We start from the raw sequence: 16,021 nt of genomic DNA on the forward strand, positions 1-16,021 counted from the left end.
CCCGTTTCAAGGGCCCGGTGGCCACAGCGCGCTGGCGCCAGGGTCCTCCGCCACGTAGACGGCCCACACGCGCTCTCCCGGGCGCCGCAGCAGGTCCGACGCGTGCGGTGAAGGCATGCGCCCTTCGACGCGCTGGCCATGCACCGTGAAGACGTAATCGAGCTGCACCAGGCGTCCGGCATGCAGCGTGGGCGCCACCTGACGCTCCACCCGCGTGATTTCAGCCGCCGCCGGCAGTCCCCAGACCAACGCCTTCAACTGGCGCTGCTGCTCGCGCCGCAGTGACACCGGCCAGCTCGTGCGCCGGAACAACAGCCCCATCCCGATGAAGATGGCGGACTGCAGGAGCAGAGGCCGCAGGAAGAACAGTCCCACCGGGAGCAGCATCCCCCCCGCCCACAGGGCCAGTGTTCCCAGGACGTAATGCTTGTGCAGCTTGGGCCGCGAGACGGCCGCGCGCTGTGCCCGGGTCAACCGGCGCGGTGGCAACGGAGGCGGTGGCCCTCGCGCGGCGCTCAAGGCCGCCTCCAGGCTCGCGCCGCACTTCATGCAGTGTGCCTCGGCGCCCACCGTGACGGCATGCCCGCAGCCAGGACAGACGATGCGGAACTCGCCCGACTCCGGCGAGAGGTACGGCGCGTCCAAGAAGATTCGAGCGCGGCGCATGGCACCACCATCGGAGCACCTCCCCCCGCGCCGCCGCAACCCGTCCCGGAATGCCATGACGGACGTTCCACGACACCACCAGACTTGGGCACCGGGGCCCGGCTGCTCCACTGCTCCCTGGCATCCCCCACCCAGCATTCCTACCTGTGTCGCTGGAGGTCGCATGCCAGAGAAGAGTCAGACGGAGCGCGTGAAGCGCGCGAAGCGGCAGGGAACGACGCTGGAGCTCAAGCCCACCGACGTGCATCTCGCCAGCGCGGACAGCACGCACCATGCGAAGAAGAGCGGCCGGCGGGCCCTGGGGAAACGGACCTTCGCGGACCGCAGCGTCAGTCCCCGCCACGCGCCAGGAACGGGCCTCACGGCGAAAAGCCGCAAGCTGCCCGAACCGGAGCCAGGCCAGAGCAGCACCTCGCGGCGCAAGACACTGCCGTCCGCGGCCGCCGTGGCCTACCGCAAGGAGGGCCGGCCCAAGAAGACGACAGGACGCGGCGATACAACTCCGCTGAAGGCGGGCAAGGTCTACAAACGCGCGGGCGCGCGGAAGACAAGCATCCGCGCCTGAGGCCCTTCCAGCCTGGAGCCATGCGCGATGAGCCATGACTCCAGGCCGAGGAAGGCGCCGCCAGGGCCTACGCGGCGTCCAGTCCTACGGGGGGCAGCGCGGCGGCCCTCCGTGGCTTCGACATGCCCATTGCCACGCGCACAGTGACGGCGCGAGGCGCGGCACGTTGGCCTGGAACCAGTTCCGCCAACCCGCGACCAGCGAGGGCCGCCCCTTCTCCCTGCATCAGGGCCGTCGCCGATCGGCCCGACTCTCTCACCAACGCGGCGTTCATCGACGAGCTCCGCGCCCTGCTGATGGGTTATCTCCAGCCCCTGACTCAAGACGTCGGGCGAGGAAAACCCGCCCGTTCACGAGCCCGCGGCCGGACCTCCGCGCGAGCGATATAGCCCACCCGCGGCGTCCGTTCCCCCTCGCGCTCAATCCGCGGGGGCGACGCCGTTCACCACCTCGGCCAGCCTGCGAACCTCGTCGTGCAGCTCGCGCAACTGTCCCAGGTTGCGCTGAAGGAGCGCGTCGATCTGCTCGCCCCGCTGCACGTCGCCTCGTGCCACGGCGTCCTCACGCTCGCGCGCCAGCCGCACCACGTCTCGCTCCACCAGTGCCGCCAGCCGCGCCATCTTCTCCAGCTCCCACTGGGCTGTTTGTGGCAGCTCGGGCTCGATGTCGTCGTTGTCCTCAGGCGGAGGAAAGGACACCTCTGGCTCGGGCACCTCTGGCTCGGGCACCTCTGGCTCGGGCGCCATCCGGGCCACCGTGACCTGGGGCGCCTCTTGCCGAGGCACGGGAGCGGGAGGCGCCACCGAGTGGGCCTTCACCGGCACAATACGAGGGGGCTGCGCGGGAGGAGGAGGAGGCACGGCCATGGCGAGCAGCGCGGCGGGCAGCGGCTCCGGCTCGGGCTGGGGCCAGAACTCCACGACGCCCAGTGCCACCGCGAGCACACCCGCACCGGTCAGAATCAAACGGTAACGAATCCGCATGGCCCCCCTCCCCGCCTCGGCGCTCAGAAACGCACCCGCCAGTCGCCGTCCTGGCGCTCCACCCGTAGCAACCACGGTGCCGGACGCTCGCGTCCACCATGGGCCACCCGGGCCCTCACGAGGACGGCCTCGGCGTCGCGCCCGTCCACCGTCGATTCGACAATCCCCACCAGCGTGAGGCCATGCCCCCGCAGCTCATGCACCGTCTCCACACAGGGTCGCGCGCTTCCCCCCGTGGCCAGCAGCGGTGCCAGGACCTCGCAGTCGCCCGCGGGCAGTGCCGAGAAGAAGTGGCGCACCACTGTCTCCGCGGCCCGCGTCTTCGACGCGTCGGAGGAACACCCGAGCGCGGCCAGCATCAGCCACCCCATCCACCTCGCTGGCGCGGACCGTCGTGACATGGCTCAGTAGCAGTTGGGGGCGAACAGCTCGTCATCCACGGCGGCGACGAACTGGTCATTGCACCAGCCGCTCACCAGGATGTGGCCGTTGCGCACACAGCTGTCGTGGTTGGTGGCGTCCACCGTGTATTGGGTATCCCCGCCGCACGTGCTGCCGCAGCGCCCAAAGCAGTTGCCCACCACCTTCGGCCGGTGCCAGTGGTTGGGCGAACCGCAATGCCAGGTGTCGCCGGCCAGAAAGAACTCGTCTCCGTCGCAGGAATAGTGGTCACCAAGCTGGGCCAGTTGCTGATTGCCGGGCCAGTCGAAGCCGCCCCGGTCGCAGTCGTGCGTCGCGTGGGCGTACCAGTTGTAACGGCCCTCGCAGCTCCCCGAGTTGCGCCCGTTGCACTGCGCATAGCTGCACAACATCGTGTAGCCACGCCCCTTCTCGCCCATCACCGTGCGCCGAAGTCCCACGGTGTCCGGGTACTGGGACCACACGCTCACCGCGCGGCGCAGGTACATGGCCGCGGGGGCCGCCGCGTCTCCGGCGGGGAGCGCCGCATCCAGTTCGCGATAGAGGGCGGTGAGCAGCGCGCGGTCCGCGACGCCCATCTGCGCGTCCGCGGCGTTCGCCTCCGCGAAGCCATCCAGCGTGGAGACGCCGCTGGCCGGCTCCATCAACCCGGTGAGCGTCAGTCCGCGCAGCCGGACCTCCAGGCGGTACACCCCTGGCTCCACCTCGCGGGAGGAGAACGTCACCGCCTCGTCTTCATGGACGAAGGTGCCCCGGGCGCCTCCTGGCGCGGCGGAGAGCGACAGGCCCGCCTGCCGCGAGTAGAGCTCATCGCCCGTCTTCGCGGCGCCGCCACACGCACACGCCGCCAGTACCACGCTCCACCACAGGTTCGTGCGCATCCTCGGATTCCCCCCGGCCAGGAGCGGGCCCGAGTCCTCCTTCCTGCTCACGTCAGGGGAGCACGGCCCAGCGACGCAGAATGCTCGCACCGGACGAATTCGTGGATAGAGCCCGGCGGTCTCAGACGTCTGTCCGCGCGAAGACAGGCAGCGGGCCGGCGGCACGCGTCAGGCCGAAGTCTCCTTCGGGCAGGGACTCGTGGCCGCCAATCACCAGCAGCCCGCCAGGGACCAGCCGCGCCACCAACCGAGACAGGACCTCGCGCTGAAGCGGCGGCGCGAAGTAGGTGAAGGCGACGTTGCGGCATAGCACCAGGTGGAAGGGCCCGTCGGGCATCTGTGAGCGCAAGTCCTGCCGGCGGAAGTCCACCGCCCGCCGGTACTCCGGCGCCAGGCACGGTTCGTCGCCAGGCCCCGGAAAGGCGCGCTCCGCCCACGCACGCGGCAGCTCGCGCAACGCCCCACGTGGATAGCAACCCCGCGCCGCCCGCGCGAGCAGGCCCGCGTCCGCGTCGGTGGCCACCAACGACAGCCGTGCTCCCGGAAAGCGCGGCTCGAGTCCCAGGTGGAAGAGCACTGACAGCGTGTAGGGCTCCTCACCGGAGGCACAGCCCGCGCTCCACGCCCGCAGCGTGGCCTCGCCCCGCGCGCGCAGCGACGCCAGCCGGGCGGGCAGCAAGTCCTGGCACAGGACATCGAAGACGCGTGCGTCCCGGTAGAAGCGGGAGATGGTGACGCGGCACAGCGCGTCGAGCACGTCCCACTCCGAGGGCTCGGCCTCCAGCCGGGCGCGGTAGGCCCCGGGGTCTGACAGGCCCAGCGCCTTCAGCCTACGGCCGATGCGCTTGCACACCTGCCCCCGAACGCGCCGGAAGCCCTCCCAGCGAAGGCGCAGGCGGGGCGCGGCCCACTGCAACAACTCCACGCATTCACGGTCCGTCATCGGGTCGGCCTCCTCCTGGATGTCGGCACGGACGCCGCGCCCGGGCAAGGGAAGGCCGCTTGCACCGAGCGGAGGCGGACGGGATGTGGCATGACGCTCCGGCGTTGTCATTGGACCCCAGAGGAACCCACCCTTGAAGAGACTGAGCGCCCTCACCCTCTCCGCGGCACTGGCGTCTGCCGGCTGCACGCACACCCCCGCCGCGGCCCCCGAGCCCACCGCACAGCAGGCCCCGGCCGCCGCCGCGCCCAAGCCCGTGCCGCCTCCCGAAGGCGCCAGCGTCCTCTCCGGCACCCTGGCCGACTTCACCGCCGCGTGTGACGCGGACCTGGAGCGCACCCGCACGCAGGTGGCGGCCATCAAGGCGCTGGACGCGCGCGCGGCCGGCCAGGCCGTGCTCGCCGCCTATGACGAGGCCCAGGGCTCGCTGTTCGCCGCGGCCAACCGCTCCAGCCTCGCGCGCGAGGTGCATCCGGACGCGGCCTTCCGCGACGCCGCGCGCGAGTGCGAGCAGCGCGTGGACTCCGCCAACGTGGCGCTGTCCCAGGACCGCGGCGTCTATGACGTGCTGGCCTCGGTGGACCTGTCCAGCGCGGACGCGGCGACCCGGTACTGGATGGACCGCGCGCTGCTCGACTTCCGCCGCGCCGGCGTGGACCGCGACGACGCCACCCGCGCCAAGGTGAAGTCGCTCAACGAGGAGCTGCTCAAGCTGGGGCAGCAGTTCAGCAAGAACATCGCCGAGGACGTCCGCAAGGCGACCTTCAAGCCCTCCGAGCTGGACGGCCTGCCGGAGGACTACCGCAAGGCGCACCCGCCGGGCGCGGACGGGCTGGTGGTCATCACCACCAACTACCCGGACTACTTCCCCTTCATGACGTACGCGAAGAACGCGAAGGCGCGCGAGAAGCTGTGGCGCACCTACCGTCAGCGCGCGTACCCGGCCAACCAGGACGTGCTGGCGCAGCTCATCACCAAGCGCCACGAACTGGCCACGCTGCTGGGCTACGCGAGCTGGGCCGCGTACACCACCGAGACGAAGATGACGCGCACGCAGCAGGCGGCCGCGGACTTCATCGACCGGCTGGGCGTGGCCACCGAGGCCCGCGCGAAGCAGGAGTACGCGCAGCTCCTGGCGCGCAAGCAGCAGGACGTGCGGGGCGCCAAGGTGCTGGAGCCCTGGGACCAGGACTTCTACGAGGACCGGCTGCGCGCGGAGCGCTACAGCTTCGACTCGCAGGCGGTGCGGCCCTACTTCGAGTACGGCCGGGTGAAGGCGGGGGTGATGGACATCACCTCGCGCATCTGGGGCATCACCTACAAGCCGGTGAAGGACGCCCGGGTGTGGCAGCAGGAGGTGGAGACCTACGACGTGTTCGACGGCGACACGCTGCTGGGCCGCATCTACCTGGACATGCATCCGCGTGACGACAAGTACAAGCACGCGGCGCAGTTCGACCTCGTCGCGGGTCAGGCCGGCAAGCGCTATCCGGAGGCGTCGCTGGTGTGCAACTTCGCACGCCCCGGCGAGCTGATGACGCACGACGAGGTGGAGACCTTCTTCCACGAGTTTGGGCACCTGCTGCACGCCATCTTCGGCGGGCACCTGAAGTGGGCGGGCATCGCGGGCACCCGCGTGGAGTGGGACTTCGTGGAGACGCCGTCCATGCTGCTCCAGCAGTGGGCAGGCAACCCGGAGGTGCTGAAGGAGTTCGCGAAGCACCACGAGACGAACCAGCCCATCCCCGCGGAGATGGTGGAGAAGCTCCGCGCGTCGAAGGAGTTCGGCCAGGGCCTGTGGGCGCGGCGGCAGCTGTTCCTGTCCGCGGTAAGCCTGGACTACTACTCGCGCGAGCCGGGCTTCGACACGACCGAGGCCCTGGTTGCCCTGCAGACCAAGCTCAGCCCCTTCAAGCACGAGCACCGTGACGGCACGCACTTCGAGGTGGCCTTCGGGCACCTGGATGGTTACTCGGCGGCCTACTACACGTACCTCTGGTCCTCCGTCATCGCGAAGGACCTGGAGACCGAGTTCCAGAAGAAGGGCTTCCTCGACCAGGAGACGGCGATGAAGTACCGCCGCACCGTGCTGGAGCCCGGCGGCTCCAAGCCCGCCGCCGGGCTGGTGAAGGACTTCCTCGGGCGCGAGTACGGCTTCGACGCGTACCGCGCGTACCTCGACGCGAAGTAAACAGCCCGCGGCACCCACGCGAACGCAGCTTGCACGCCGTAGGCTGCGTTCGCCCGCGGTTCCCTCGCCGGGAACTTCGCTACCTACTCGCGCCAATCTCTTCCCAGCGCGCTTCCGGGTAGCCAACGCCGTCCTGCCCCCTGAAACGACGAAGAGGTCCACCAGGCTACGTTCCTGGGTGGAGAGCACATTGCTACGGCTTCGGCTGTCCCGGCTTCGGATGGGGCAGTGTGGAGGGGGGTAGCCGACGTGACACCCATGCATCGACGAAGAGGGGGCTGGCTCTTCCTTGCGGGCGCAAGTCTCGCCCTGCTGGTGACCAGCTGCACCGATGACGGCCCAATAGCTCGGATCAAACCCGACGAGGAGGTGCCAGGAGAACCGGGTCCACCGGGGCAGCCCCCGGTGGCAGGCGAGTGCGAGAACGCGCCCCAGACTCCGGGGCGCGTCACGCTCCACCGTCTCAACCGCGCGGAATACAACGCCACCGTGCGGGACCTGCTGGGAGATACCACCCAGCCGGCCAAGGACTTCCCTATCGACGACCACGGCTACGGCTTCGACAACATCGCCGACGTGCTCTCGCTGTCGCCGCTGTTGATGGAGAAGTACTCCACCGCGGCGGAACGGCTGGTGAATGACGCCTGGACGCGCGGCGCCTTCAACTCCTGCGCGCTGGACCCGCTCAACCCTGCGCCGTGCGCGCACGAAATCCTCTCCAACTTCGCCCGCCGCGCCTGGCGCCGGCCGGTGCAGCAGGAAGAGGTCGACAAGCTGATGACCTTCGTCAACCTGGCGAGCCAGCACGCGGACCCGCCCGAGGTGGGCGTGAGGCTGGCCCTGCGCTCGGTGCTCGTCTCACCGCACTTCCTCTTCCGGGTGGAGAAGAACGCGCCGCCAGGAAGCACCGAACCGTACACGCTCGACAACTTCGAGCTGGCCAGCAGGCTCTCCTACTTCCTGTGGAGCAGCATGCCGGACGACGCGCTGTTCGCCGCCGCCGAAGCGGGGAAGCTGAGCGACCCCGCGGAGGTGGAGGCCCAGGTGCGGCGCATGCTCGCGGACCCGAAGGCACGCGCGCTGGTGGAGAACTTCGCCGGCCAGTGGCTCTTCACCCGCGCGCTGGGTACCGCCGTGCCGGACGGCACGCTCTATGGCGCGTTCAACGAGGAGCTGCGCGCCGCCATGCGCACGGAGACGGAGCTCTTCTTCGCGGAGTTCATCTCCGGCGACCACAAGCTGAAGGACCTCATCGACGCGCCGTTCACCTACGTGAACGACCAACTGGCCGCCTACTACGGCCTGCCATTGCCCGGCAGCCCCACGCACAAACGCGTGGAGCTCACGGGCCACCCGGAGCGCAGCGGCATCTTCGGCAAGGGCTCGCTGCTCATCGTCACGTCCAACCCGGACCGCACCTCACCGGTGCAGCGCGGCGTCTGGGTGTTGGAGCAGCTGCTGTGCTCCGCGCCGCCGCCACCGCCGCCGGACGTGGAGAACCTGCCGCCGCCCATCACGCCGGACATGACGATGAAGGAGCGCATGGCGCTCCACCGCAGCGCGCCGGCGTGCCAGGGCTGCCACCGGCTGATGGACCCGCTGGGGCTGGCGATGGAGAACTTCGACCCCATTGGCCGCTGGCGCCTCCAGGAGGTGAGCGGCGCGCCCGTGGACGCCACGGGGGACCTGCCCGACGGCGCCATCCTCGCCGGTGTGCGCGACATGCAGAGCTACCTGAAGAAGGACCCGAAGCTGACCAACTGCATCACCGAGCACATGCTCACCTATGCCACGGGCCGTGGCCTGAGTGAGGCCGACCACTGCGCGGTGAAGGATGTCGCCGACAAGGCCGAGGCCCGCGGTGGGCGACTCGTCGACTACATCCTCAGCATCGTCTCGAGCAGCCACTTCACACAGCGTGGCGCCGAGGAGGAGCAGACGCCATGAGCAAGAAATTCAGACTCTCGCGACGGACCGTCTTGCGGGGGACGGGAGCGCTGATGGCGCTGCCCCTGTTGGAGCAGATGCTTCCCCGCAACGCGCATGGCGCGCCGGGCACCGTGCCCCGCAGACTGGCCGTCTTCTACACGCCCAACGGCATCCACATGCAGAAGTGGACGCCCACGATAGAGGGCCCCGCGTGGGAGCTGACGCCCACGCTGGAACCCCTGGCGGCGGTGAAGAACGACCTGCTGGTCGTCACCGGCCTGGCGAACCAGCCCGCCTTCCCGGATGGTGACGGACACCATGCCGCCGCCACCGGCGCGTTCCTGTCCTGCGCCAAGGTGTACAAGACGGAGGGCAACAACCTCCGCGTGGGCATCTCCATGGACCAGGTCATCGCCAACCACATGACGGCGACGCGAGCCACCCGCTATGGGTCCATGGAGCTGGGCATCGACGCGGGCCGCGGCATCGGCAACTGCGACTCCGGCTACGCGTGCCCGTATGCCAACAATATCGCGTGGTCGGGGCCTCGAACACCGGTGGCCAAGGAGACCAACGCGCAGGCCGCGTTCAACCGGCTCTTCGCGGGCGGCATCCCCGGAGAGACGCAGGCACAAATCGAGAAGCGGCGCGCGTACGGCAAGAGCATCATCGACGTCGTGCGCGATGACGCCACCGCGCTGAAGGGCCAGCTGGGCACCTCGGACCTGCAGAAGCTGGATGAGTACTTCACCAGCGTGCGGGAGTTGGAGAAGCAGGTGGAGGACGTGTCCGTCCCATCCATGACCTGCGCTTCGGGAGCCGCGCCCATCGTGTCCGAGGACCCGACGGCGAAGACCAAGGCGATGATGGACCTCATCATCCTCGCCTTCCAGTGTGACCTCACCCGGGTGGCCACCTTCATGCTGGCCAATGCGCGTGCCAACAAGGTCTACCCCTTCCTGGGGCTCAGCGGCGCACACCACACGTACTCACACCACCAGAAGTCGCAGTCCAACTACAAGGCGCTCGCCACCATCGACAAGTGGGAGGTGACGCTCCTCCAGTACCTGCTGGAGCGCATGAAGTCGGTCATCGAGGTCAACGGCCTGTCGCTGCTCGACAACTCGATGGTCTACTTCTCCAGCGAAATCGGCGACGGGGACTCTCACAACCACGTCAACCTGCCCATCATCCTGGCGGGCAGGGGCGGCGGCGCGCTCACGCCGGGCCGGCACATCGTCTACCAGCAGGACCCGCTGGCCAACCTGTACATCTACCTGATGCAGGCCATGGGCGTGCCCAACGTCACCACCTTCGGTGACGACGGGACGGGCCCGCTGCCGGGCCTTGTGTAGCCCCGGCAGTCCCGTGCGCGGCGGAGCATGCGAGGCGGGCGGCCCACCGCACGCAATGCCCCGCCGCGCACGCTTCACATGCATGAGCGGGCGTCCTGGCGCATCATCCCCCTCATGCCTTCCTTCTCCCGCGCCTCCCGCTGGTCCGCCTTGCTCCTGCTGCCGCCGCTGCTCGGCTGCGGGAGCGGTGGCACCCAACAGGGGCGGCGACAGAACGCCACCTCCCAGCAGGCCGTGGCCTCCAGGCAGCCCGCCGCGTCCGCGAAGCCGAAGGAGCCACGCGCGGCCCCTCCTGATGCGCAGGACTTCTCCCGGGACATGGTGACCGCGCACAACCTGGCGCGCTCCCGGGCCCAGCCCGCACCCAAGCCCGCGCTGCCGCCGCTGGCCTGGTCCACCCAGGCCGAGCGCAAGGCCGCGTCCTGGGCGAAGGCCTGCAAGTTCGAGCACAACCCGAACCGGGGCGACTTCGGAGAGAACCTCGCCGCCGCCACGCCCGGCGCGTGGACCACGTCCCAGGTAGTGAAGAGCTGGGCGGACGAATCCGCGGACTACGACTACCGGCGCAACACCTGCCAGAAGGGCAAGGTGTGCGGGCACTACACGCAGGTGGTGTGGCGCAAGACGGCGGCCGTGGGGTGCGCCACGGTGATGTGCAACAAGAACTCACCGTTCGGCGCGAAGTTCCCTACCTGGCAGCTCTGGGTGTGCAACTACGCGCCGCCGGGCAACTGGGTGGGTCAGCGGCCCTACTGACCGTGCCGCGCCCCGCGGGGCCGGTGCGTCCCGGGTGCCGGACACTCACGCGGCGGGGGGTGACGGCCCTCCGCCTGGCGGCGGATAATCCACCCCATGCCCCGCCCCACGCCCCGCCACCTTCGACCGCTTGGCCTGCTCATCCCCCTGCTCCTCACCGGCTGTGGCTCCGACACACCCGGAGAGGAAGACGGCGACACCGAGCCGCTGGTCATGACGCAGTTCGACCGCGACATGCTGGCCGCGCACAACGCCGCTCGGAGGAGCGTGTCGCCCGCGGCCTCCCCCGCGCTGGAGGACCTGACGTGGGACGAGCAGGCGACGCGCACGGCGAAGGCCTACGCCGCGCGGTGCCAGTTCTCGCACAACCCGAATCGCGGCAACCTGGGGGAGAACCTCACCGCGGCATCGTCCAGCGCCATGGGCGCCCAGGGCGTGGTGCAGGGCTGGGTGGACGAGGCCGCCCACTACGACCACACCGCCAACACCTGCGCGAGCGGCAAGGTCTGCGGCCACTACACCCAGGTGGTGTGGCGCAACACGCGGGCCCTGGGCTGCGCCGTCCAGGAGTGCACGACGAACTCGCCCTTCGGTTCCCAGTTCCCCAAGTGGTCGCTCTGGGTGTGCAACTACGCACCGCCGGGCAACTACGTGGGCCAGCGCCCCTACTGACGCAGGTGCTGGTCCAGGAAGGCCGCCACCTGCTGCCAGGCCCCCGCGGCGGCCTGCGCGTCGTAGCGCTCACTCGACGGGTTGGCGAAGGCGTGCTCCGCTTCGAACTCCAGGATGTAGTGCCGCACGCCCGCCTCATCCAAGGCCTGCCGGAAGGCCTGCACCGTCTCCAGGGGGATGGACGGGTCCTTCGTACCGAAGATGCCCAGCACCGGCGCGCGGATGGCGGCGAGCTCCCGCGCCTCCGTCACCGGGTTGCCGTAGTAGAGGACCGCCGCGTCCAGTTCCGGCATGGCCATGGCCGCGTGCAGTGACCAGCTCCCCCCGAAGCACCAGCCGATGGTGCCCGTGCGCGGCGCCTGCACCCGCGCGTCCTGCCGCAGGAAGGTGTGCGCGGCCGTCAGCGTCTCCTGTGCGCGCGCCGGATCCACGGCCTTCAGCAGCGCCAGCGCCTCATCCCGCGTGGTGGCCACCTTGCCACCATACAGGTCCACCGCCAGCGCGGCGTAGCCCTCCGCGGCCAGCCGGTCCGTCCAGTGGCGGATGTGGTCATTGAGCCCCCACCACTCATGGATGACGATGACGGCGGGCAGCGGCCCCTGGGCCCCCTGGGGCAGGCTCAGGTAGGCCTTCGTGCCGGCCACCTCCACCTCCTGGCCCTTGAGCGCTGGCGGCGCGTCCTCGCGCAGCGTGTGCAGCGCCTTGAACTCCGACTCGGAGACAGCGCCCGTGGCGGACGGCTCGCGGAGCACTTCCCGGGCACGGCCCTGGACGCAGGCGCTCAGCAGCAGCGCTCCCATCATCAACAGCAGGCCCTGGCGCATGATGTGTCGACCTCCGTGGTTGGCCCGTCCCCGAGGCGGAGACGCTGGCGACGGGTGGACTACCCCGAGGCAGCGCCCTCCGCCACCCCGGTGCCCGCGAACGCGAAGAGGGCTGGGAGGGAAGAATCCCCCGCCAGCCCCCTGGGCGTCCTGCGTGAAGATGGTGACTACTTCTTCTCGACCGCGGAGGGCTTGCCCGCCGGCGGCGTGCCGCCCATGGCCGGCATCTCCGGCGGCTTGACGATCTCCAGCAGCTCCACCTCGAACACCAGGGCGGCGCCACCCGGGATGTTCGGCGGCGCGCCGCGGTCACCGTAGGCGATGTCAGACGGGCACACGAGCTTGGCCTTGCCGCCCACTTTCATCTTCTGCACGCCCTCGGTCCAGCACTTGATGACGCCCTGGAGCGGGAACTGCGTGGGCTCGCCACGCTTGTGCGAGCTGTCGAACTCGGTGCCGTCCGGCAGCGTGCCGCGGTAGTGCACCTTCACGATGTCCGACGCCTGGGGCGACGCGCCCGTACCGGCGGTCAGCTCCTTGTAGATGAGGCCGGACTCCGTCTTCTGGGCGCCCTCTTCCTTCGAGGCCGTCTCCAGGAACGCCTTCGCTTTCTCCTTCTCAGCCTCCGCCTTGCGGGTGCTGCGAGCGCGCGCCAGCTCCTGAAGCTTCGGGCCGTACGTCTCCAGCTCCACCGCGGGCTTCTCGCCCTTCACCTGCGCGGTGATGCCCGACTTGACGTACTCCAGCTCCTCGGGAGTCATGTCGAACACGCTCACGCTGCGGCCAATGGACAGGCCGAGCGCGTACAGCGTCTTCTGGTCTTCCGTCTGCGGATTCGCGCTCGCGCCAGGCGCCGTCGCCGTCGCCGCCGTCGTCGTCGAATCCGTCTTGCCCTGCTGCTGGCAGCCCGCCAGCACCAGCATTCCCGCGACCAGCCACGTCTTCTGCATGTCGTTGCCCTTCCTTGCTTTTTGGAGCGGCAGTGAGACATCGCCGCAGTCAGTTCTGAGGGGCGACTTACTACAGAAATGGCCTGACTTCCGGTTCGACGGCACCCCGGAAGCATCCCTGTTCCTGAACGACACCCCGCCCGCCCCCAGGGCGACCTCGTGTCTCCCCCTGGAGGTGGGGCTTTTCATTACCCGCTTTACCCGGCGTCAGCCTCGCCCGCCTCCAGGTAGCCCAGCAGCGGCGCCAGCACGGGCGTGACGCGCTTGTAGGTCGCGGTGTCGGCGGGCACGGTGCGCAGCACGCGGGCCAGCCGCTGCCGCCGGCCGGGCGCTTCCACTTCCGAGGCCACCGGGGCCACGTAGGTGTGGATGGTGAAGAGGATGGCGCGCGTGCGGGGCAGCCGGGTGAGCGTCTGACGCTCCAGGCGGAGGAAGCAGCGCTCGCCCGCATTGTCCGGGGTGATGCCGTCGAACAAGTGCCGCCACTCCGGCAGCGTGCGCGGCTCCAGGTCCAGCCGCTCCGTGACGCTGATGGCCCAGTTGCAGCGCGTGACGGGACGCCCGGGCTTCAGGCCCTCCATCAACTTCAGCGTGGAGGGCCCCAGCTTCGCGTTGAACTGGGGTACCGGCTCGTGGACGGCCAACAGCGGCCGGCCCAGTTTGTCCCCCAGGCACCACCCGGAGGGGAAACACAACTGGCCCGCCACCAGCGGGAAACCCTCGCGCGTGCCGTCCAGCAGCAGCAGGTCCTCCTGAACCTGCCGGCCAAACCAGTCCAGCGGCGCCAGCGGCAGGCTCGCCGCGTCCCCCGGCGTGAAGTGCGTCCGAGTGCCCAGCAGGTGGTTGTGCCAGCACCAGCGCGTGCCCTCCACCTCCAGCGAGAAGTGCTCCGGCGATTGACGCGCCATGGCAGGCAGCAGCACCGTCAACGTCTCCCATTGGAGCTCCTCTGTTCCGGGCCCTCCTTGGAAGCGCTCGGCGTGCCCCGCCGCCAGCAGCGCCGCCTTCAACGCCACTTCGTCCGCATAGCGCGGCGCGTCTACCTCGATGAGTGTCTCTTCTGGCCTCAGCGCACGCACGCCCAGCGACATTGAAAAGACATCCTGCTCGAAGGGGAAGTAAGGCAGCACCGCGTCGACCTCTCATGAAGGATTGAAGTAATTTATCAACCGTGTCGCAGAACGCATCGCGTCACGAAAGCGTGGCTGTTTTTTGATGTCTCACCCTTGAGGTTGTCCATCTTCACGGGGAGGATTCGCACTCTGGGCCGCGCCCTGGAGCCTCGTGCTCAGAAGCCAGAAGGCGCAGCACTTCCACAGGAGATACCTGATGCATCCTCTGCCGCTGTCGCGCGCGCCCCGTGCCGTGCTTCTTGCCCTCGTGGGCCTGATTGTCCTTCCCGCCTGTTCGGATGACGGCGATGACCGTCCGGACGCGGGCCAGCCGGACTCTGGCATGCCCGCGGACGCAGGCAGTGACGCAGGCAGTGACGCCGGCAGTGACGCGGGCACCCCGGACGCCGGCGGCTCCATGGCCTGGCCGCAGGACTTCTCCTGCGAAGACACGGAGCGGACCGAGCTGACGTTCAACCCGGGCCAGGAGCAGGAGCTCCAGGACGCGGTGAACGCGCTGGGCGATTGCACCACCATCAAGCTGGGCGCGGGCACCTTCCAGTTCGACAACGCCATCACCATCCGCGCCAACGGCATCACCGTGAAGGGCGCGGGCAAGGGCACCCAGGGCGAGGGCACCGGCGGCGAATCCAGCACCGTGCTGGACTTCACCCACGCGGCGGCGAACACCAACGGCTTCGACGTGGTGGGCAAGCTCTTCACGGTGAGCGACCTGGCCGTCTGGAACGCGAAGAAGGATGGCCTGCGCATCGAGTCCTCCATCAACGTGAACATCCAGCGCATCCGCACCGAGTGGGCCCAGGAGAGCCAGGAGAGCAACGGCAAGTACGGCATCTACCCCGTGAAGTCGACGTACGTCCTCGTCGAGGACTGTGAGGCGTACAACGCCGCCGACGCGGGTATCTACGTCGGCCAGACGCTGCACACCATCGTCCGGCGGAACGTGGCGAAGAAGAACGTGGCGGGCATCGAAATCGAGAACACGAAGTACGCCCACGTCGCGAACAACATCGCCCAGGACAACACCACGGGCCTGGTCGTGTTCGACCTGCCGGGCAACCCCATCCGGGGCACGGACATCTACATCGCCCACAACACCATCACCGGGAACAACCGCCCCAACTTCGCCTCCGTGGAGAGCAGCAGCAGCACCGTGTCCCAGGTCCCGGCCGGCACCGGCACCTTCATCCTGGCCTCACGCCGGGTGGAGATGGAGCACAACACGTGGGGCAACAACAACACGGTGGACATCGCCATCCTCAGCGGTCTGGCCATCGAGTCCGACCCCATCCAGTGGGCGGCCGGCTTCTTCAACTACCCCAGCCAGGACATCTCCATCCACGACAACACCTTCACCGGTGGCAGCGGCCGAATGGTGGACAACGGCACGCCGGACCTGGAGTTCCGTCCGCTGGGCGCGCTGGTGGGCGCCGTCTACCAGTACGGCGCCGCGGCCCACGGCGTGACGGGCGTGGAGCACGTGCTGTGGGACGGCATCGACCCGGCGCCTCGCAATGAGAGCCTGGCCAACCCCATCAACATCTGCTTCACCCGCAACACGCTGCCGGAGGGCACGCAGGCCTCGGTGGTGGACTTCGACCTGCAGGCCGTCGGTGGCCACCTCGAGGCGGGCCCCTCCCCCGCAAACATGGCCGCCGCCTGGGGGGAGACGCGCCGCTATGTCCAGGACGCCGAGCCCTTCAACTGTTCGGGCTTCACCCCGGCCCTGACCATCCGCTGAGACATCGTGAAG

General features: G+C 69.3%; 15 protein-coding genes. 7 read left to right on the forward strand and 8 right to left on the reverse strand.

Annotation, left to right across the window (positions count from 1 at the left end; all coding sequences use genetic code 11):
• Positions 1–6: 6 nt before the first annotated feature.
• Positions 7–666, reverse strand: coding sequence for a hypothetical protein (locus tag BHS09_RS36540; protein ID WP_237077816.1), 660 nt, complete (start codon positions 664–666; stop codon positions 7–9).
• Between the two features lie 163 nt (positions 667–829).
• Between BHS09_RS36540 and BHS09_RS36545 the strand changes: the two genes are divergently transcribed.
• Complete coding sequence (locus BHS09_RS36545; protein ID WP_140795959.1) at positions 830–1,231, forward strand: hypothetical protein; 402 nt, start codon at positions 830–832, stop codon at positions 1,229–1,231.
• A 419-nt stretch (positions 1,232–1,650) separates the two neighbouring features.
• On the opposite strand, the gene BHS09_RS36550 is transcribed toward BHS09_RS36545, so the two are convergent.
• The 4 genes from BHS09_RS36550 to BHS09_RS36565 form a co-directional block, all read right to left on the reverse strand.
• The gene (locus BHS09_RS36550; protein ID WP_237077817.1) at positions 1,651–2,214 is read right to left on the reverse strand and encodes a hypothetical protein; all 564 of its coding nucleotides are present in this window, start codon (positions 2,212–2,214) and stop codon (positions 1,651–1,653) included.
• A gap of 23 nt (positions 2,215–2,237) precedes the next feature.
• Positions 2,238–2,615, reverse strand: a complete 378-nt coding sequence (locus tag BHS09_RS36555; protein ID WP_140800380.1) for a hypothetical protein — start codon at positions 2,613–2,615, stop codon at positions 2,238–2,240.
• Between the two features lie 3 nt (positions 2,616–2,618).
• Positions 2,619–3,515 carry a hypothetical protein gene (locus BHS09_RS36560; protein WP_140800381.1) on the reverse strand — a complete coding sequence of 299 codons (897 nt, stop codon included), beginning with the start codon at positions 3,513–3,515 and terminating at the stop codon, positions 2,619–2,621.
• A gap of 121 nt (positions 3,516–3,636) precedes the next feature.
• The gene (locus BHS09_RS36565) at positions 3,637–4,458 is read right to left on the reverse strand and encodes a CheR family methyltransferase (protein ID WP_174260620.1); all 822 of its coding nucleotides are present in this window, start codon (positions 4,456–4,458) and stop codon (positions 3,637–3,639) included.
• A 133-nt stretch (positions 4,459–4,591) separates the two neighbouring features.
• Here BHS09_RS36565 and BHS09_RS36570 point away from each other — a divergent pair, with 133 nt between their 5' ends.
• The 5 genes from BHS09_RS36570 (at position 4,592) to BHS09_RS36590 (ending at position 11,361) form a co-directional block, all read left to right on the forward strand.
• A complete protein-coding gene (locus tag BHS09_RS36570; RefSeq protein WP_201800545.1) occupies positions 4,592–6,649 on the forward strand; it encodes a M3 family metallopeptidase in 2,058 nt (685 codons plus the stop codon).
• A gap of 405 nt (positions 6,650–7,054) precedes the next feature.
• Positions 7,055–8,596 (forward strand): DUF1592 domain-containing protein, encoded by a 1,542-nt coding sequence (locus tag BHS09_RS36575; protein WP_237077818.1) that lies wholly within the window; start codon positions 7,055–7,057, stop codon positions 8,594–8,596.
• Positions 8,593–9,933 (forward strand): DUF1552 domain-containing protein, encoded by a 1,341-nt coding sequence (locus tag BHS09_RS36580; RefSeq protein WP_140795964.1) that lies wholly within the window; start codon positions 8,593–8,595, stop codon positions 9,931–9,933. The genes BHS09_RS36575 and BHS09_RS36580 overlap by 4 nt, the downstream gene beginning before the upstream one ends.
• A 78-nt stretch (positions 9,934–10,011) precedes the next feature.
• Positions 10,012–10,689 carry a CAP domain-containing protein gene (locus BHS09_RS36585; protein ID WP_140800383.1) on the forward strand — a complete coding sequence of 226 codons (678 nt, stop codon included), beginning with the start codon at positions 10,012–10,014 and terminating at the stop codon, positions 10,687–10,689.
• A gap of 96 nt (positions 10,690–10,785) precedes the next feature.
• Complete coding sequence (locus BHS09_RS36590; RefSeq protein WP_140800384.1) at positions 10,786–11,361, forward strand: CAP domain-containing protein; 576 nt, start codon at positions 10,786–10,788, stop codon at positions 11,359–11,361.
• On the opposite strand, the gene BHS09_RS36595 is transcribed toward BHS09_RS36590, so the two are convergent.
• From BHS09_RS36595 to BHS09_RS36605, 3 genes are all read right to left on the reverse strand, one after another.
• On the reverse strand, positions 11,355–12,185 hold the full coding sequence (locus tag BHS09_RS36595) for a dienelactone hydrolase family protein (RefSeq protein WP_140800385.1): 831 nt from the start codon (positions 12,183–12,185) through the stop codon (positions 11,355–11,357). The two genes, BHS09_RS36590 and BHS09_RS36595, sit on opposite strands and share 7 nt — an antisense overlap.
• Positions 12,186–12,352: 167 nt before the next feature.
• Entirely contained in the window at positions 12,353–13,135 is a 783-nt protein-coding gene (locus BHS09_RS36600) for an FKBP-type peptidyl-prolyl cis-trans isomerase (RefSeq protein WP_140800386.1), read from the reverse strand.
• Between the two features lie 197 nt (positions 13,136–13,332).
• Complete coding sequence (locus BHS09_RS36605; RefSeq protein ID WP_140795969.1) at positions 13,333–14,265, reverse strand: heme-dependent oxidative N-demethylase family protein; 933 nt, start codon at positions 14,263–14,265, stop codon at positions 13,333–13,335.
• Between the two features lie 199 nt (positions 14,266–14,464).
• Here BHS09_RS36605 and BHS09_RS36610 point away from each other — a divergent pair, with 199 nt between their 5' ends.
• Entirely contained in the window at positions 14,465–16,009 is a 1,545-nt protein-coding gene (locus BHS09_RS36610) for a parallel beta-helix domain-containing protein (RefSeq protein WP_174259004.1), read from the forward strand.
• Positions 16,010–16,021: the final 12 nt, after the last annotated feature.

The sequence above is a fragment of the Myxococcus xanthus genome, from assembly GCF_006402735.1.
GTDB classification, from domain to species: Bacteria; Myxococcota; Myxococcia; order Myxococcales; family Myxococcaceae; genus Myxococcus; species Myxococcus xanthus_A.